Source organism: Pseudoflavonifractor sp. An44 (assembly GCF_002161675.1).
GTDB lineage: Bacteria > Bacillota > Clostridia > Oscillospirales > Oscillospiraceae > Enterenecus > Enterenecus faecium.
The window spans coordinates 1-18312 of sequence record NZ_NFIH01000019.1 but is presented as its reverse complement, the minus strand read 5'-3'; the positions used below and the strand labels follow the sequence as shown (position 1 = coordinate 18312).

Below are 18312 nucleotides of genomic sequence, written 5' to 3'. Positions count from 1 at the left end.
GACCTCTCTCCCTTCCATATAAATTCATAGTGATAGTATCATGCTATGTCCAACACTGTCAACAAACATATTGTGGTATGATGTTCCTCCCTTTGTCAAAATGACAGTAGTCACAGATAAATGAAAAGTAAAATACCGCTCCACTGCCTCTATTGGCAGTAGGGCGGTATTTTCTCACATATTCTTATTTCTATTTCGGAATTTCATTGCGATGCATGCAAGACACGTCGTGATCACAATACCCGTCCATGCACCCGCTGTGTCAATCCATACGTCTCGGATCTCTCCGCTTCGTCCTGGCACAAACAGTTGAATGGTCTCATCTAGAAAGGCCGTGAGCATACAAAGGCTCAGGCGCTCCATCGCACCCCTTCTCTTCTCCCTGTGAGGACCTAGCCACAGCTCAAACGTCCACAGAACACCCAGCAGGCCGTACTCGGAGAAGTGGGCCAGCTTGCGTAGAATGGTGTGGAATCCCTCCGGGTGAATCCCCAGAGCCGTCAACCAAGGCGTCAAGAACGCCAGAAGCGAGCCGCTCTGTTGGGCAGACTGGGTGGAGGTGCGCATAGAGTTTCCCCATATCAAGAGTGTCGCCACACCGAGGGCCATGCACACTCCCAGCCACATCTTTGGGTGCCGGATATTGAGGTTATGCACGGACAGCCTGCTTCTCATGAGCACCTTCCAGACGCTCCACTGCCTCCCGGTTTACCTCGTCGGGGTCCCGGAAGGTTGGCACCAAGTAGCGCATCAGAGCAATCAGTTCGTCCTTGGGCCGCTGGGCAGATACGAAGTTATCCAGGGAAATCAGTCCGCACATGATATCCCGCTGGGGAATCACCTGCTGCTCCTCCACAAAGATTTTCTCGTTCTCTGTGGTCAACAGGTGCTCGCTCTGCATCAGCAGCTCCTCGTACAGCTTTTCTCCGGGGCGCAGTCCAATTTCTTTGATCTCAATGTCCTTATACGGCTCCAGACCAGACAGGCGAATAAGGTTTTCCGCCAGTGTGAGAATCTTCACCGGCTGTCCCATGTCCAGCACAAAAATTTGGCTCTGCTTGGCCATGGCGCCAGCTTCCAACACCAACATGGCAGCTTCCGGAATAGTCATAAAATAGCGGATGATTCGCTTATCCGTGATGGTCACCGGACCACCGTTGGCAATCTGCCGCTTAAAAAGCGGAATCACAGAACCATTGGAGCCCAGAACGTTGCCAAAGCGTACCGCACAGAACTCGGTACTGCTGCCTCGGCGGCTCTGCAAAATCATCTCACAGAACCGCTTGGTAGCCCCCATCAAATTGGTGGGGTTCACAGCTTTATCCGTGGAGATTATGACAAATTTCTTCACGCCATACTTCTCAGCTGCACGCACCACGTGATAAGTACCAAAAATATTGTTCTTGATGGCCTCGTCCGGGCAATCCTCCATCAGGGGCACGTGTTTATGTGCTGCCGCATGGAATACCACATCCGGGTGATACTGCTCAAAAATCTGATAGACGCGCTTTTTATCTCGTATAGAACAAATTTCTACCCGTAGATCAAGTCTTGTCCCGTACTGTCGCTTCAACTCCTGCTGGATGTCATAGGCATTGTTTTCATAGATATCTAGGATAATAAGGCGACGGGGATGACAGGTGGCAATCTGCCGGCACAACTCACTACCGATGGAGCCGCCGCCGCCGGTAACCATAACCACTTTGTCCTCCAGAAAGTCGGACACCACCGCCTTGTTCAGCTGCACTGGGGTACGTCCCAGCAGATCTTCCACCTGAACATCTTTCACGGCTGAGAGACTGACCTCTCCATTGAGCAGCTGATAGAGACCCGGAAGTACTCGAAGACGACAACCGGTCATTTTACAGATATTCAAAATGGCCGCCTTTTCCTCCTGCTGGATGGTGGGGATGGCGAAAAGAATCTGGGTGATATCGTACCGCTTGGCTGCATCTTCGATCTGGTCGCGGCCACCCACGATGCGCACCCCATCCAAATACTTTCCATGCAACTGGGGATTATCGTCAATCACGCAGCACAGCCGTCCCTTTACCTGGGGACTAGAACGCAATTCACGAGAGAGCATGCGGCCAGACTCTCCCGCTCCGATGAGCATAATCCGCTCCTCACCCTTATTGCCTCTCCCATAGGAGTACTGAACCACAGACCAGAGGCGCAATGCACAGCGCTCGCCCACCAGTCCACACAGTTGGAACACAAAAACCATGACCCAGACACTTGCGGGCAATGGCAAGCTTAAAAAGACACAACAGAGATTCGACAGCGCAAATGCCAACACAACCGATACACACATACGAATGACATCGTGGGCATTGACCGTACGCCAAATATAGTGGTACATTCTGCGCCAGAAAAATACGATGGCAGTGACAATCAACTGCACAATCAGACAAGGTGCCCAGCTACGGACATAGGTCATAGGTATTTGCGACCAATGAAAGTCAAACCGTATTAACAATGCCAAGGCATAGCTACTCACCATGAGCAATGTATCCACCAACATAATGATGAGAATCTTCCAGGTCATCTTTAATCTCAAGAGTTACACTCCTCTCTTTGGAATTCTCCACTCTATTTTTCTATTGAGAATGTGTTCACACATAACTATCCCCGGTTTCACATGCCAGGAAACCGGGGATAGGATGTATCAGTTCATCACTTCTCTACAGGAGTCTTCTTCTTGCTCTTGGCCACAACAAAGAGAACCACGGCAACCACAACCACAATTCCACCAATCACCCAGGGAAGAATATTGCTGCTCTCCTCGGGCTGGGGCTTCTCTTCCGGCTGCTGCGTCGCTTGGGGTTCCTGGCTGGGTTGAGCCCCTTCCTCTGTCTCCACGCGGGTCATCAACATCACAGGAGAGAAAGAAGACAGGGTGATGGTAGCCTTCCCGTCATCCACCGCAACATCCAGCACTTCCACATCAAAGTCCACCACGGCATTGTCAAAATCAGTGTTTACCATCTCAAGCGTGGCATCACAGTCCTCAATGTCGCCCATAAAGTGCAGCGCAACCAGATCGCTGTTCTGATTTACACTATTGAGCTCGAAGGTGACATCCACAGTGTCGCCCTCCTGCATCTGCTCCAGAAGAGCAGCACTGGCAGACACATCAAAAACTGCCAGAGGCGAGTAATTGTTCACACTGGCATAGTCAGGATTCTCCAAAACTGCCAGCTGCTTTTCAATGGCAGCCACAGTCTCCTCGTCCCCATTGGCTTCTGCCTCAGCCTTCTGCTGTTCCAGCTCAGCGCGCTTGGCCTCGATTTTCTGGGCAATCAAAGCTTCCATGGCTCCCTTCACGTCTCCTGGGAACTTGGACAAAAACTCTGTGGTATCCTGAGCATTCACCACAGTCTGATACACGAGGTTTGTCTTGGCATTGGCTGCATAAGTCAGGCCGCTCTCAGTCTCCAACCCAGCCTTGTCTTTGTAGGCCAGTCCCTCGCCGACTCCTTGGTTACCCAGCTGAGTCAAAGACAGAGGCGTAATCAAGACCACAGGATCCGATACCTGAGAGAGAATCAGATTTCCGCTGGAGGTAATCGGATATCCCTCCGGCACCTTTCCACCGCCTACAATGGTGGTAATTGTAGTTTTATTCCCACCAATATTAGCGCTGCCACTGGCAGAAATAATTTCCTGCTGGGTCTTACTGGGAGCCCAAGCAGCAAAGGCCGAAGAAGCTACGCTGGCCGCCATGACAATTCCCAAAGCTGCTCCCATCATTCTGTTCTTACGCATGTAAGTTCCTCCTCACTTGTGTGCCATGGTCCATTACTGGTTTTTTAAAAAATCATTTTCCCCCGTAATAACCATACTTGTTATAATAGCGTTTGTAATAATAGCGATACGCCTTCCGGCTGGTGTTCACACGGTTCAACACGGTCCCCAACAAAGGAGTAGAGGTCTTTTGTAGCATCTGAATGGAGTTTTCCACCAAACGGCGAGAGGTCACTCCGCTGCGCACGACCAGAACAGTGCCATCACAGTGTGTAGCAATATTTAAACCATCTGCTACATTCATAAGGGGCGGTGTATCCACAATAACATAGTCGAAATAATCTCTACAATAAGCCATTAACTTTTCAAAGCGCTCCCCCTCTAACAATAGAGAAGGATTGGCAATGTGGGTAGCCACCGGGATAATAAAGCCACCAGACACATCGGTCTGATAGATGATATCATCCAGCTCTACCTGTCCAGCCAGATAATGCACTAGCCCTAAAACCTTGTCATCACCGCCGATGCCATAGCGGGTGCGCATCTCTGAATTACGCAAGTCACAGTCAATGAGCAGCGTTCGATTTCCTACATGCGCCATCTGCTGCCATAGATTCACGGAGACAAAACTTTTTCCCTCATCCGGAGTACTGCTGGTAATCATGATGGCTTTGATTTCTTTTCCGCAAAATCCGAGATTCACACGGAGTTGATTGACAGACTCTGCCACATCAAAGGGAAGCTGTGGCAGCTGATTGATGGTAAGCTGTTTCACGCAATTCCCTCCTTACTTCTTTTGCTTCAACCGCTTGTTGAAGGCACCCAAATCGGCCTCAGGAATGGATGCCAGCGGCTGAATCCCAAATCGACGTGCCAAGTCATCAGCCGTAACAAATGTGTCGTTAATGAGGAAACGAATTAGAATCACTGCACAACAAATCACAATGCCTGCCGCCACACCAAGGAACACATTGCGGGCATAATTGGGGCTGGAGGCCCCACCGGGAATGACGGCCCGCTCTACCACATTGGGCTCATCGCATTCCATGACCCGGGGTAAGTAGACGACCGCTTGGTCCACCAACTCATTTGCAATATCACAACTCAGTTTTGGATCGCTGCTGGTAACCGTCACACTTAGTATTCGGGTATCTGTTGGGTTGCTTACGGAAATCATTCCCTTGAGTGCACCATAGCCCATATTCAAATCCAAGGAGTCAATCACATCCTCTAAAAGTGGGCGGCTAACCATCAACTGTTTGTAGTCAGAAGTCAACTGGCTGCCCAATTGCAAATCAGAGATGCTAATCATAGATCCCGCAGAAGCGGACACCATATACAGCTTCGCTTCCGCCTGGTATAGCGGGGTCACTAAAAACCTGGTATAGCCAAATGCCAACAAACCGCCTAAGATGGCACACAGTATGATTTGAATGGCATGTCCCCAGAACAGGTAGAAAATTTCTACCAGATCAATTTCTCCTCCGTCATCCACCACCGCCTGATTCAGCTGGGGTGCATTTACGGTCTCTTTATGCTCCATGTCTACACTCCTTTTCTATTCATCTACTTTGGACATCGGTTCATAAAACAGCTGTATCATCACCTGTTTTAGACTGTCCTCATCGAGCTGATATGCCGTAGAGCCTTGCTCATCCAAATAACTCTCTCCGTCAATGGCAAGTGGTTCTAATTTTGTATATTCTTCTAAGCGGTCCATCAATTTCAACCACTGGTCATTCATATCTGTGACCATATAATCGTCCACTGCCTGGAACGTTTTTACGGCAATATCTGTACTGAGCCCTGCCAACTTCGAATACAATGCGTTTAGGTATTGTTCCTGCCGAGCCATACGAGATAGATTGGTCTCGTCTCCCACACCTTGACGTCCTCGTATATAGGTTAAAGCCTGGGTTCCAGTTAGGGTCACGGTTTGCCCCTTTACGAGGGATGGGTCCAACTGGGAAAAGTCATCTAATACTGTAACTTCTACCCCACCCACCTGATCATTGATAATCGAAATGGCATCCATATTCAATGCCACATATCCTTGAATGGTCTGGTTTTGAAGCATTCTAGACACTGCAGTCACATTGTTCTCGCAACTTGTCTCCAAACCATCTCCGTAGGAGTGAGCCAAGGCAATTTGCTGGTATTCTGTACCCACCTCTTTCCCGTTCACCCCCAGGACAGGTACCTCGACCATGCTATCTCGGTTGATTTGAAGCACCTGCCAAGTGCGATTGAAACGGTCAACCACAAGCAGCAATTGTACATCTGCCTGCCCTCCGCCAATGTAGCTTTTGCTGCCCTTGGCTGGCCCCTCCACATCAATGCCCATAAACAGGTACGATTCAATTCCATCTCGTGCTACATAAGTTGTTCCCTGATACTCCACGGTCTTACGGTTGTTCTCGTCTGCCGGTGTTGTTTGCATCTGCTGATACTCTTGCCACCTCTGTAATGCCAATATTCCCAAACCGATTACAGCAAACGAGACCACTACAACAATGCCAGCTCGTAATTTATCTTTCCGCGAAATTCTTTGGCGTGTCTTCATATCTCAGCCTCCTAGCTTTATCCTCCAGTTGGTTGTGTGAAACGAAGCGCCGTTTCGTCTATACGGGTCAGAATGTCTACTCCAAGCTTTTTTCTTACTACAAGGCGGGCTTTCTCCAATCTAGGCGGGCGCGAAGTCAAGTTATGGCAGTCACTGGCTAACAATGGGCGCGGTGTGCTATTCAATAACTCCAAGGCCAACTTTCGGCTCCCCCAGTGCAGTAGAGAATCGGCATTAATCTGCAGTGCAATCGGAAGGGCCATCATTCGCTCCATGTCCTTCCAATAGCTCCGCATGTGCGAAAAGCGCTCTGGATGAGCCAGAATCACCTGATAGCCTCGATCCAAACTGAGGCTGGCCACTTCCTCCACTTGCTGTGGGGTCCATTGGGTATATGAGAGTTCCAACAGCAGCGTACGAGTACCGCCCAAGCACAGCTGTTCCAACTCCGGACACTGAGAAATGCCTGGAAAATAGGCTACCTCAGCCCCTAAGCGGATAGAGGGATACTCCTCCACCCCCGCTTCTCCCAGTGCATCTCCCAGCGCAAATACCGCTTGGCGCCTGCGCTGGAGAAATTGCTCCATGCACTCCTGATGAGCATAATAGTGAGAGGTGGCACACACTGTGTGTACCCCCTGTTCCCAGAGGAGGTGCAGCAGAGCTACCGAGGTGTTTACATCCTGACTCCCATCGTCCATTTGGGGCAAAATATGGGTATGCAGGTCTATGACGATTTCACTTTTCATGTTCTCCATAGACTCATCACCTACACAAATCCTGCTCTTTTACATATTTTGATGTAACCTCCACGAACTGAAAGTGTATCATAGTTCGTGCCTTTTTTCAATTCAAAAAATATACCTATTCCCACCACTTCCTGCCAATGGTTTTATGCAATCGGTGGAGCTTTCTCACTTTTCATGCTCGTTTTATAACACACAACTACGTCCAGAGCACGTAGATAATACTATCCCAAGCCAAGGATACCGCTCACTCACATCAACAGACCCAGGCAACAAGAATCCCCCTAAGTAAAATATGACCCAAACACCTTGTGTTTATAGGCGCTGCAGATAGGAAAATTCAGTAATACACACAAAAATATACTCAATTACTTATAAAAATAATTATCGATTCTCATACATTTTTTTGTAATAATTTTGATATTCTCCACTGATAATATCTCTCCACCACTCTTGATGTTCTAGATACCATTGGATGGTCTTTTTAATTCCATCTTCGAATTTAGTTTCCGGACACCATCCCAAATCTCGTGTTATCTTGGATGGATCAATGGCATAGCGTAGATCATGGCCCTTTCTGTCTGTAACATAAGTGATGAGGTCCTCACTTTTGCCAAGATGCTTACAGATCAATTTAACAATATCGATATTCTTCATTTCATTATGTCCACCAATATTGTACACTTCTCCATTGCACTGACCGTGAAGAATCATATCAATAGCTTTGCAGTGATCCTCGACATACAACCAATCCCGTACATTCAAGCCCTCGCCATAAACTGGGAGCGGCTTATCATGGAGGGCATTTACAATCATCAAGGGAATCAATTTTTCTGGAAAATGATATGGGCCATAGTTATTAGAGCATCGGCTAATAGACACGGGCAATCCATATGTACGGTGGTATGCCATCACCATCAAGTCAGCGGATGCTTTGGAAGCGGAATAGGGACTGCTTGTGTGCAGGGGGGTCTGCTCCGTAAACAACATATCCGGTCTATCCAGTGGGAGATCCCCATAAACCTCATCTGTCGATACCTGGTGATACCGGGTAATGCCATACTTTCTGCAAGCATCCATGAGTACGACAGTGCCCATGACATTTGTCTGCAAGAAGATATCCGGCTGTTCAATGGAGCGGTCCACATGAGACTCTGCAGCAAAATTGACAATAATATCCGGATGTTCCTTTTGGAACAGCTCATCCACCGCCTTGCGGTCACAAATATCACCTCTGATAAAGGCGAATTGCGGGTTTTCCATTACTTTGCTCAGAGTTGACAAATTCCCTGCATATGTCAGCTTGTCAAAGCAGATAATACGATAGTCTTTATGCGTTTTCAACATATGGAAGATAAAATTACTTCCAATGAAGCCTGCACCGCCTGTTACAACAATATTCATGATGTTCCCCTCTTAAAATACAAATCTATCTTCTGCCACACGTCTCAGGTGTTCTCCATAGGGAGATTTTCCATAGGCATCTGCGGCCTCTAAAAGCTTTTCCTTCGTAATCCAGCCTTCGTAATAAGCAACCTCTTCTGGAGCTGATATAACAACATCTTGCCGTTTCTGCACGTTCTCCACAAATGAAGCAGCTTCCATCAAACTGTCCATAGTTCCCGTGTCCATCCAGGCAAATCCTCTTCCGAGAACCTGTACCTTTAAGCGGTTCTCATCTAAATACAGTTTATTTAAATCTGTGATCTCCAATTCACCACGTTGGGATGGGCGAACTCTTTTCGCAAGATCAGTTACACGGTTATCATAAAAATACAGTCCAGTAATACTATAGTTAGATTTTGGATGCTCTGGTTTTTCTTCCACGGATATAACCCTTCGCTTCTCGTCGAATTCCACGATTCCAAAGCGTTCTGGGTCCTTGACATAGTATCCAAAAATGGTAGCATACCCATTCACAGCATCATCCACCGCTTGCTTCAGATTCTTTCTAAACCAACCGCCATAGAAAATATTATCTCCCAGAATCATGGCGCAAGGTTCATTCCCAATAAATTCTTCGCCAATAAGGAATGCCTGAGCCAAACCATCCGGGCTGGGCTGGACAGCATATGTTAATTGAATACCAAACTGCGAGCCATCTCCAAGGAGTTCCCGAAATCTTGGTGTATCATTCGGCGTGGAAATAATCAAAATATCTCGAATGCCTGCCAACATCAACGTCGACAGCGGATAATATATCATCGGCTTATCATAAATGGGTAGCAATTGTTTGGATGTCACCTTCGTCAGGGGGTATAACCTGGTGCCTGACCCACCTGCTAAAATAATACCTTTCATCTCTATTCTCCTCTATCTATCAATCGACGTTCTGGCACCATTTTCACTTTGTCTTCTGATGGTGCGTAAAAGTTAGCAGCAAGCACTCAGCTGTCTTCCACACATCAATGAATCAATTATTCTCAAGAGAAACACTCATATTTGCTATGTCAATCGGCTGTTGATTTCCCCAGTATAATCTCACATATTCTATCCACATCGGTCTCACACAAATCTGCATACATCGGCAGGGTTAGAACCCGATCTGAGATGTATTTTGCCACAGGAGTTTTCTCACTACCATAAAAAGCATATTCTTTATAACAGTCAAAACTGTTTACAAGGGGATAGAAATATTTTCTGGCAACAATATTGGCACCCTTCAGCATCTCAAAAACCTGGTCCCGATTGTATTTGTATCCATCAAATACCACAGGGTAGTAGGCATAATTGGGTTGCACGCCCTCCTGTACTTGTGCAAGCTTGAGCCCCTGAACACCATCTAAATTTTTGTGATAGCGCTCAAATACCTTACGCCTCTTTTCAATCTCTCCATCCAGGTGACGAAGGTTGCAGATTCCCATAGCTGCTGCAAATTCGTTCATCTTGGCATTGCCACCAACCCAAGCAACTGTCTCCTGCCCCGCCAGTCCAAAGTTCTTTAGCTCGTCCAATTTTTTCCCCAAAGAATCATCCCGATAGAACACTGCTCCACCCTCAATGCTGTGAAACACCTTAGTTGCATGGAAGCTGAACATAGATGCATCCCCAAACATGGCGGAACTCACTCCATTATACTTTACTGCAAAAGCATGTGCTGCATCGTAGATGATCTTCAATCCATGTTTCTTTGCAATCTCGTCAATGCGCTCCACATCACACAGATTTCCATATACATGTACTGGCACAATGGCCACGGTCTTATCCGTAATCAGTTCCTCTATTTGATTGACATCTATTGTATAATTCTGAGGATTAATATCACACATCACCGGCACCAAGCCGCTTCGCACAATGGCATGGGTGGTAGAGGCAAAGGTAAAGGGTGTTGTAATCACCTCGCCGCCCTTAGGCAAGGACATGCCCGCCAAGATATTCTCCAATGCCAGATGACCGTTGACATACAGCTTCACATGGTCGGCGTGGAGGTACTCCAATAGATTTGCCTCCAATTGCTTGTGCTTCGCTCCCATGTTGGTCAGCCAACGACTATCCCACAGTTCTTTGATTTCCTCGCAGTATTCCTCAAATGTGGGCATTGAGGAGCGAGTAACATTAATTTGAGACATGCTAACCCCTCACATTCAATATACACTCAACGTCAGTTCCTTAAATGCTCTTACCCCTATATTAGCAGAGAGCATCTCATTTGGAACTTTCTCTCCCTGACACCACTTAACAATCGCCCCTGGCAAATCGCACCCAGCAACATGACTGAACGGATATCCACCTCCAAAACGAGCATTCATTTCGAGAATGTATGGAACTCCGTTAACCTCAAAAATGTCGCAATCAAGATTCCCGATATGGTGGCTCATTCTTCCAAGTTTTTGGGCAACCGCTTTAATTTCTGGCTTTTTCACTGTTTCGGCAATGTCAGTTTCACCAGCACGCATGGCAATTTTTTTCTTAATCACAGCATTGATATGATGTCCATTCAAATCATTTATAATATCTGCGCCATATTCCTGTCCACATAAGAATTCCTGAAAAATGACCTTTTCCTCGGCAATGGCTGATTCATATTTCAGATAGCTCTTTTCAATAGATTTGATTGCGTGATTATAAAGATATGTCAATGCAGCGTCATCTTCAGCAATAGCCATTGCTATAGAACCGCAACCAAAACGCGGTTTTACAATGACAGGAAAATTAATCTCACCTTTATTAATTGCTTGTCGCACATTACTTAAGGACAGATATGTTTTTGGCACATTAACCCCGTTGTTTTTCAAAAATAAATATGTTTCCCATTTATCGTTACAAATTGAAACAAATTCTTCATCTGAAACAACAACTTTTGTCCCGATACTTTCAAACTCTTTCTTATGTTTTGCCAGCACTAAAAGATCAATATCAAACAAGGAAAGCAAAACCGATATCTTATTCTTTTGGCAATACTCCAACAAAAACGGAATATACTCTTTATCGTAAATGAGTGGTGAAATTACGCTTTTGTCCGCATACTGAAAAGCCACTGTTAAATCGTCTGAGTTGCAGACGTGCACCTCCCCAGTCCCTGCCAAAGCCTTCTGAAAGTATTTTACCATGTAGGCCCGACGGCCTACAGAAGTCAGTAGTATATTCATCTATTTCTCCCTATTAAAATCGACAAACCATGTGCAACTTCCTACTATTCCCTTCGCATTCATCCGTACAACAAGTAAACCCGTGTTTTTTGTATAAACAAATTGCAGAGGCATTGTTTAGTTCCGTATGCAAGTGAATACCATCAATGTTTTTTGTCTTGCAATCTGACATGTACTCTTCAAGTACCTCGGCAGCGTACCCCTTATGTCTACCCTCAGGTAACGTACCGACCAAAGTTATATATGACATATTCCCAGTAAGATTTTCTGTATAGCCAATCACAGCCGAAACAACTTTGCCGTTCTCCACTTTCGCAACAATATGGGCTTTCTCATAGAGTTTATCCACATACTTTTCTATATCAACTCTCTGCGAAAGTGGTACTGGTAACTCTAAATCAATTTCTCGAACAAACTCCTCAAGCATTGAACGAGTAATTCTCTGACGAAAAATATCGTCCACATTATCCCAAAACAACGGTGTGCCACCTGTATGTAGAAAAAGAATTCTTTTCCCGACAATATGGTTCTCTTTAATATAAGATAGCATCCCCGCAAAAGCTTTTCCTGTATACGTAGTGTCTAAAGGAATCCCGTTGGTTAAATACATTAGCTTAATCGTATCCAATATATACGGCGTGTATAAACCGTACCCCTCCGAGTAGCTATCTTCTACTAGTATTTCATCATCCAAATCTATATGCAGGCCTTGGTTTTCATAGTATGCGGATAAATATTCTCTAATTGTGTCGGTGGCCTGTATCTTGCCTCTTGCAACAGATATCCCAACAATCTTTTCATTTGTACCATTTAATCTCTTCCCGGCTAAGAGTCCAGCCTGTGTCATTCCAGTCCCTGTTGCCAAGAAAATATAATCATACTGTCCCGTTATTTCTGAATGTGCTTTTACATACGCCTGTACTGGAACTGCTTCATTGCCCTTCCCGAATTTATTCCCATATATATAATATGGCGAATATCCTTCTGCCTCACATTGCAGCATAACTTGTTCTACTATTTCCGCTACATTGTTTTTTGTGCAATAATGTACAGTTGCCCCACATGCTTTAACCAAACGACTGTTGTTTGTTTCAGTACAAGCATCTGCATTCTCTTCAGAGTTAATAATATGACATTTTATACCTTTGGAATAGCACATATTGGCTAAAACCCGGCATAGATTTGATTTCGTACTGCCATATCCAATCATACAGTTCTTACCGCTTCTTTTCATGTCTGCGAAGAACTCTTCGGCAATTCGTGCCTTATTCCCCCCAAATGCAAACGGGATTAGGTCGTCACGCTTTATGTAAATTTCATTACTTAATTCGATACCATAACATCTCATGACTGGTGAATATGTACGCATATGTCTCCCTCTAAACATTTCACATTTTTTACTGTCTACATGCATCTGAATCAACGAGTTTTCATGCCACTATATATTCAAATACAATCACTGCTTTCCTTCTCTTTGGTGAAACCCCTTAATTACTGGCTGGACAAGTCCATATATATATTGAAAACTATCCAGTTTTAATAACGCCGACCCACCAATATAGATTCCCATCCCCAGTATAACCTGTATGCACAAAATCGCAATATCAGAAAGCTCAAGCCACTGAAGTGGATAAACACAGCCCCCCATAACAACTGCTAACATAATGCCCGGAAGTATATCTCTCATCTGCTCACTCCAACTATACCCCAAAAGTGTTTTGTTGGGGAAGGCATTAATAACCGTACTAATAATCGTGGTCAATAAAAGACTATATGCCATGGCCTCTACACTAATGAAAATAGTAGAAAACATGAGGCTCAACCCCACTATCTTCTTAACGATTTCCATTCTTAAAAACACGTCACTTCTACCCATTGCCCTAATTGCATTCAAATTTGCTGTATGTACAGGGAAAAACATATAAGTAATACAAAAGATTCTTAAATATAACACACATGGCAACCATTTATCGGTCAATAAAAGATTCACAAGTGGTTCTGCGGTAACTGCAATGCCTATCATAATCGGAGCCATAATATATGTACTTGTTACAATTGAGCGGCGGGTCATAGCCTTGACTCTATTCTGATCATCTTGCTCTTTGGACATGGCGGGTAGCAAGACACTATCTATCGCTGTGTTAATGTTACCCACAACAAATTGGGGATATTTCACTCCCTGATTGTAGAAGGCCAAGTCCTCGGAGGAATAAAACCTCCCGATAATCAATTGACGGATATTGTTATATACTGTATCTAACAATCCAGATGCAAGAAGTTTCCACCCATAATCGAACAATCCCTTAAAGCGCATCCACGAAAACTGCAGATGAGGTCTCCATCGCACAGTAATATATAGTATTGCTGTATCAATTGTTGCATTCAGAACATGCTGCACCACCAAGGCCCAGGCTCCAAACCCATGATAGGCCAACGCAATACCAACAACAGCTGCAATAATCGTGCCGCCCAACGTAGCATAAAAGAATCGTTTGAATATTAAATTTCTAGAAACATATGCCTGCTGAATATTCTTGATACCTGAAATAACCAATGTTAGCCCTAAGGCTCGCATCAGTGGTGTTAATGTACTGTCTCCATAAAAACTAGCAATCAGGGGCGATAGGAAAAATAGAGCAATGTAGAGGACAATACACATGATCATATTAAATACAAATACAGTAGAGAAGTCTAGGTTATCTGCGTCCTTTTTTTGAATTAGGGCATTCCCCAACCCGCTATCAACAAATACATTTAGTATGGTTATAAAAACGGTCAACAGTGCAACCGTTCCATAGTCAGATGGCCCTAATAACCTTGCCAAAATAATAGATACAATAAAAGATACCCCTTGGGCACCACACCTCTCAGCAAATCTCCAGGCTAAATTCCCCATAACCTGATTTCGCAAATTGTTTTTATTAGCCATAGTCATCCCTCTAAAGCTTATCAAATATCTCAAATGCTATAAAATAATTGCTTTTTTCATCCTTAACAAAACATATAGCTATCTATACATAGTAATTATTATAGCATGCAAATTTCTTAAATGATTACCATTTTTAAAGGCGATTGCCTCCCTTTCTTGACTTCAGCCACACCACAGTCTGTTTAAGGAGACAGCAAGTTTTAGGAAAGTACGCACGAACCCTTGTGGCTATTTGTGTTTCAATAGGCAACTTGCGCAAAATCGGCTTATATTTTTCACTTAATAAGTTCCGATATTTGTCATTTGCTCTATCTATTTCAAAATCAAGTTTTAGTTTTCGCAGTTCAATACTTGCAACGTAGCATCCATCTGTACTTCGGTCAATCTCATCCATCCATAGCTTGAGTTCCTGAAGATGTCTGATATACGCACTAACATCCTTCTGATGCCTATATGCCCAAGAAGATGGTAATAGAAACGTTTTCGTCGCCATACACTCATCCATAAAATATACTTTTCCATATACCGCAGCTGATACAATAGTTAGATAATCCCCTGTTACATAACCGTGTGCATTAGGTAGCATTTTAAAAGGGTATCTATAAAAGAAACTACAGGTTGGGAAATATCCCCCTCCCAAGAAAATGGCTTCCTCAACAGACACGTATCCCTCTGCTCTTTGAGCTTGAGGATACAGAGACTCCACCCCCGTTTTAAGGTTTATTTGTTTGGCCCTATGAACGCATAGTACAATATCTTTATTCCTTTCCATCATATCGTATTGTTTCTGCAGTTTATTTTCATCAGTCCAAAAATCATCGCCTTCACAAACAGCCAAATATTTTCCCTGGCACTTAGGAAAAATATACGTTGTAACTATTTTAACACCACGAGAATACTGATTCTCTGTTTGGTAAATTGGCTTTATGATGTCTGGAAATCTTTCCGCATACTCTTTAATGATACTTGCAGTATTATCAGTTGAAGCATCATCGTGGACAATCACTTCGTAGCGAAAATTCGTTTTTTGCATAACAATCCCATCGAGACATTTCCTAATAATGGGTTCATGGTTATATGCCAAACAATATACAGAAACCTCAATTTTATTTGACACAGTATTTCTCCCCTCTATAAGTTACTATGCGTTGAAAATTAATACCCTAAACATGCGGCTAAAGCATATATTTTAAACTTAATCGATATTTTTTTCGACATAACAAACTTGCAAATTTGCTTCCTAACCACATTTCTCATATGTTTCATATAATACTGGTTGTTATATCCGCAGCAACGAGCTTCATACAAACTATATACTGCTGCGCACATCAATCTTTCTTTTGCTAGAGGCACTAACTCAGGAAATTTTACCGTTACTTCTTCCACGATTCCTTCCCACATTGGAATGGCCGAATATTTCTGAGCTGAAAACGAACGGTGGGAAATACTATGTTCATCTAACGTGTGATGGTAAAGAATCTCACTGGTCACGACCATCTTCTTCGATTTTTTCAGCACCTGCCACAGAAACTCTGCATCTTCACCATATCCTGTTTTTTCATTAAATCGACAACCTTGTGTGGTACTGCGCCGAAGCAACTTATTCCAAAGCATACCCGTCATACGTCTATGCTTCATGAACTCTAACATTTGTTGGTGTTGATCCCAATACTCTATCGCTACCACACCTATTTCCTTTTTCTCTCTGGGGGTGTCTGCATTATCATTCCCGCAAAAAACAATGTCCGCGTCATCACTCAACTCCAGCAATCTTTCAAGCATGTTCGGCTCAATCCAGTCGTCGGCATCCACATAAAGGATGTATTCCCCACATGCATGTTCCAGAGCCACATTTCTAGCTGTGGCGACACCTTGATTTGGCTGATCAACAACTTTGACACGTGCATCCTTCTCTGAATATCCTCTTATCATACTGAGCGTAGTGTCTTTAGAGCCATCATTTACAACAATTACTTCGAAATCATGAAACGTCTGGGATAAAACACTATTTAAACAGCGACATATCGTTTTTTCTGCATTATAAGCTGGAATAAGAACAGAGACCATTACAAACTCCTTTTCACAAGCTGCGGCAAGGCACGCAATCCATCCAACACCTTCTGATAGATAAATGCTCCGCCCAGGCTTAGTACAACAAGCCACACAAACATAAGGGGTGGCCATGAAACGAACCGTAGTATGGGTTGAAACCACTCACAAACATACGTCGAGAAAAACACTGCATGAAAAAACCAAATTCCTGTCGAGTACTTCCCCAGGCAATTCAATGACGCAGAAATTAGTTTACAATCAAATGTCTCACTCAGGTTAACAAGAATACAGATTAGTGCAGGTGCGTAAAATACATCAAGCAAAAAAACACCAACAGAGCGAACCAAAATTCTTGCTGCAAATATCGCAAAAACTCCCAGTACGCACATGATGGGATTATGCAACAATCTTACTTTGCTACTCCATTCCAGCACACGATTTTCTGCCATCCAATATCCAATTAAGAAACACGGAAAATACAAAAAGCATGTGTACAAATCCTGCATAAAATTAGGCATCGTACTTAAAGCTAGTACGAAAATATTTGGAACAAATAGCATGAGGAAAAGATTTACCACCGGTTTAAAACGGAACACATCTAACCTACAAAGTAAAGGCATTACCAACATACAGAAACAATAGAAAAAAACATACCATGCAAACCAGTTCAAATTTGGTAACAACCCAAACAATTGGACCACTAACTGCCACGGTGATAATTCCCATCCTCCGAGTATAGCAGCGGGGATAAATAAAGTAAACAATGATAGCCAGTAGATCTGGAGCAAACCCCAGATTTTCTTTAATCCATATCTAACTGTTTTCTGTTTGGCAAAAAAATATCCATACCCCGACAACACAGCATAAATTGCCACACATATTTTGCACGCATACCCAAACAAAGTAACAACATATGGCAACTCAGAAAATGGAATCACGATAAAATGATGCATAATCATAATCAGTATTGCTACACCTTTTATCGTCTGTGTTGTTTTCTTTTTCATGTCGTGCTCCTTTAATTAAAACAATACGTTCTATAATAATAAGCACCGCTCCTCTTCGCTGCTTCTAACCCAACGTCAGAATCTTCGAAAACAATTGTTGCCTCTGGTGCTATGTCAAAGTGGTTCATTGCTTTTATAAACCCTTCTGGATTTGGCTTTGTTTGTGTAACATCATCATGTGTCAAAATCAGATCAAATAGTCTAACAAGGTCAAAACGCTTCAATATTTCATAACAGTTTTCTCTTGATGCAGTTGTCACAAGTGCGGTTTTATACTCTGACTTCATTAGCTTAATAATATCGACCAGACCTTTATTCAATTTTGCCTTATCCAGATGATTCCTATAGGCCATCTTTTTTGCCTTGTGTATTGCAGTTAGGATTTCCTTATCATCGGTAGTAATCTGCGGCAAAAAATCCAGATAGTGCCGTCCATTACAGAATTCGCAATAATATTTATAATCCATATCATACCCATATGGTGCAATCGCTTCTTTATAAGCATGGTAATTTACATCTTTTGTGTCAAATAGGGTACCGTCAAGGTCTACAATAACCAGTTTCATATTTATGACCATTCCTTTCCGCTGCGCTCCAAGGCACCAAAGGAATATGAAACCCGGTACCTCTAACGCAGCCAGTCGTAATTTGTTAGAATAGGCTTGAGGAAGCAGGCACA

16 protein-coding genes are annotated in these 18312 nt (G+C 43.8%); all 16 read right to left on the bottom strand.

Annotated elements, in window-relative coordinates; all coding sequences use genetic code 11:
• Positions 1-649: 649 nt before the first annotated feature.
• On the bottom strand, positions 650-2314 hold the full coding sequence (locus B5F98_RS09360; RefSeq protein ID WP_242961643.1) for a nucleoside-diphosphate sugar epimerase/dehydratase: 1665 nt from the start codon (positions 2312-2314) through the stop codon (positions 650-652).
• Positions 2315-2676: 362 nt separating this feature from the next.
• Positions 2677-3768, bottom strand: a complete 1092-nt coding sequence (locus tag B5F98_RS09355; RefSeq protein ID WP_087371779.1) for a hypothetical protein — start codon at positions 3766-3768, stop codon at positions 2677-2679.
• Between the two features lie 52 nt (positions 3769-3820).
• Entirely contained in the window at positions 3821-4522 is a 702-nt protein-coding gene (locus tag B5F98_RS09350) for a CpsD/CapB family tyrosine-protein kinase (RefSeq protein ID WP_087371776.1), read from the bottom strand.
• A gap of 12 nt (positions 4523-4534) precedes the next feature.
• Positions 4535-5290, bottom strand: coding sequence for a Wzz/FepE/Etk N-terminal domain-containing protein (locus B5F98_RS09345; protein WP_087371773.1), 756 nt, complete (start codon positions 5288-5290; stop codon positions 4535-4537).
• 15 nt (positions 5291-5305) lie between these two features.
• On the bottom strand, positions 5306-6310 hold the full coding sequence (locus B5F98_RS09340; RefSeq protein ID WP_087371770.1) for an LCP family protein: 1005 nt from the start codon (positions 6308-6310) through the stop codon (positions 5306-5308).
• Between the two features lie 17 nt (positions 6311-6327).
• Positions 6328-7068, bottom strand: coding sequence for a CpsB/CapC family capsule biosynthesis tyrosine phosphatase (locus tag B5F98_RS09335; RefSeq protein WP_087371767.1), 741 nt, complete (start codon positions 7066-7068; stop codon positions 6328-6330).
• A gap of 372 nt (positions 7069-7440) precedes the next feature.
• Complete coding sequence (gene rfbB / locus B5F98_RS09330) at positions 7441-8460, bottom strand: dTDP-glucose 4,6-dehydratase (RefSeq protein ID WP_087371764.1); 1020 nt, start codon at positions 8458-8460, stop codon at positions 7441-7443.
• A gap of 12 nt (positions 8461-8472) precedes the next feature.
• Entirely contained in the window at positions 8473-9357 is an 885-nt protein-coding gene (gene rfbA / locus B5F98_RS09325) for a glucose-1-phosphate thymidylyltransferase RfbA (RefSeq protein ID WP_087371761.1), read from the bottom strand.
• 149 nt (positions 9358-9506) lie between these two features.
• Positions 9507-10625 (bottom strand): DegT/DnrJ/EryC1/StrS family aminotransferase, encoded by a 1119-nt coding sequence (locus B5F98_RS09320; RefSeq protein ID WP_087371759.1) that lies wholly within the window; start codon positions 10623-10625, stop codon positions 9507-9509.
• A 15-nt stretch (positions 10626-10640) separates the two neighbouring features.
• Positions 10641-11645 carry an ATP-grasp domain-containing protein gene (locus tag B5F98_RS09315; RefSeq protein WP_087371755.1) on the bottom strand — a complete coding sequence of 335 codons (1005 nt, stop codon included), beginning with the start codon at positions 11643-11645 and terminating at the stop codon, positions 10641-10643.
• A gap of 13 nt (positions 11646-11658) precedes the next feature.
• Positions 11659-12993, bottom strand: a complete 1335-nt coding sequence (locus tag B5F98_RS09310) for a pyridoxal-phosphate dependent enzyme (protein WP_158099826.1) — start codon at positions 12991-12993, stop codon at positions 11659-11661.
• 108 nt (positions 12994-13101) lie between these two features.
• Positions 13102-14574, bottom strand: coding sequence for a lipopolysaccharide biosynthesis protein (locus B5F98_RS09305; protein WP_087371749.1), 1473 nt, complete (start codon positions 14572-14574; stop codon positions 13102-13104).
• Between the two features lie 133 nt (positions 14575-14707).
• Positions 14708-15691 (bottom strand): glycosyltransferase family 2 protein, encoded by a 984-nt coding sequence (locus B5F98_RS09300; protein ID WP_158099825.1) that lies wholly within the window; start codon positions 15689-15691, stop codon positions 14708-14710.
• Between the two features lie 38 nt (positions 15692-15729).
• Positions 15730-16641: a glycosyltransferase family A protein gene (locus B5F98_RS09295; RefSeq protein WP_087371742.1), complete on the bottom strand. Its 912-nt coding sequence runs from the start codon at positions 16639-16641 to the stop codon at positions 15730-15732.
• Positions 16641-17633, bottom strand: coding sequence for an acyltransferase family protein (locus B5F98_RS09290; RefSeq protein WP_087371739.1), 993 nt, complete (start codon positions 17631-17633; stop codon positions 16641-16643). Before B5F98_RS09290 ends, B5F98_RS09295 begins: the two co-directional genes overlap by 1 nt.
• A gap of 11 nt (positions 17634-17644) precedes the next feature.
• The coding region (locus B5F98_RS09285; protein WP_206418108.1) for an HAD family phosphatase at positions 17645-18312 on the bottom strand (668 nt) is incomplete at its 5' end.

Excerpts from the sequence above, each read along its gene's own strand:
- B5F98_RS09360 (WP_242961643.1), bottom strand. The coding sequence starts at position 2,314 with ATGTGTGTATCGGTTGTGTTGGCATTTGCGCTGTCGAATCTCTGTTGT.
- B5F98_RS09355 (WP_087371779.1), bottom strand. The coding sequence starts at position 3,768 with ATGCGTAAGAACAGAATGATGGGAGCAGCTTTGGGAATTGTCATGGCG.
- B5F98_RS09345 (WP_087371773.1), bottom strand. The coding sequence starts at position 5,290 with ATGGAGCATAAAGAGACCGTAAATGCACCCCAGCTGAATCAGGCGGTG.
- B5F98_RS09340 (WP_087371770.1), bottom strand. The coding sequence starts at position 6,310 with ATGAAGACACGCCAAAGAATTTCGCGGAAAGATAAATTACGAGCTGGC.
- B5F98_RS09335 (WP_087371767.1), bottom strand. The coding sequence starts at position 7,068 with ATGGAGAACATGAAAAGTGAAATCGTCATAGACCTGCATACCCATATT.
- rfbB (WP_087371764.1), bottom strand. The coding sequence starts at position 8,460 with ATGAATATTGTTGTAACAGGCGGTGCAGGCTTCATTGGAAGTAATTTT.
- rfbA (WP_087371761.1), bottom strand. The coding sequence starts at position 9,357 with ATGAAAGGTATTATTTTAGCAGGTGGGTCAGGCACCAGGTTATACCCC.
- B5F98_RS09320 (WP_087371759.1), bottom strand. The coding sequence starts at position 10,625 with ATGTCTCAAATTAATGTTACTCGCTCCTCAATGCCCACATTTGAGGAA.
- B5F98_RS09315 (WP_087371755.1), bottom strand. The coding sequence starts at position 11,645 with ATGAATATACTACTGACTTCTGTAGGCCGTCGGGCCTACATGGTAAAA.
- B5F98_RS09310 (WP_158099826.1), bottom strand. The coding sequence starts at position 12,993 with ATGAGATGTTATGGTATCGAATTAAGTAATGAAATTTACATAAAGCGT.
- B5F98_RS09305 (WP_087371749.1), bottom strand. The coding sequence starts at position 14,574 with ATGGCTAATAAAAACAATTTGCGAAATCAGGTTATGGGGAATTTAGCC.
- B5F98_RS09295 (WP_087371742.1), bottom strand. The coding sequence starts at position 16,641 with ATGGTCTCTGTTCTTATTCCAGCTTATAATGCAGAAAAAACGATATGT.
- B5F98_RS09290 (WP_087371739.1), bottom strand. The coding sequence starts at position 17,633 with ATGAAAAAGAAAACAACACAGACGATAAAAGGTGTAGCAATACTGATT.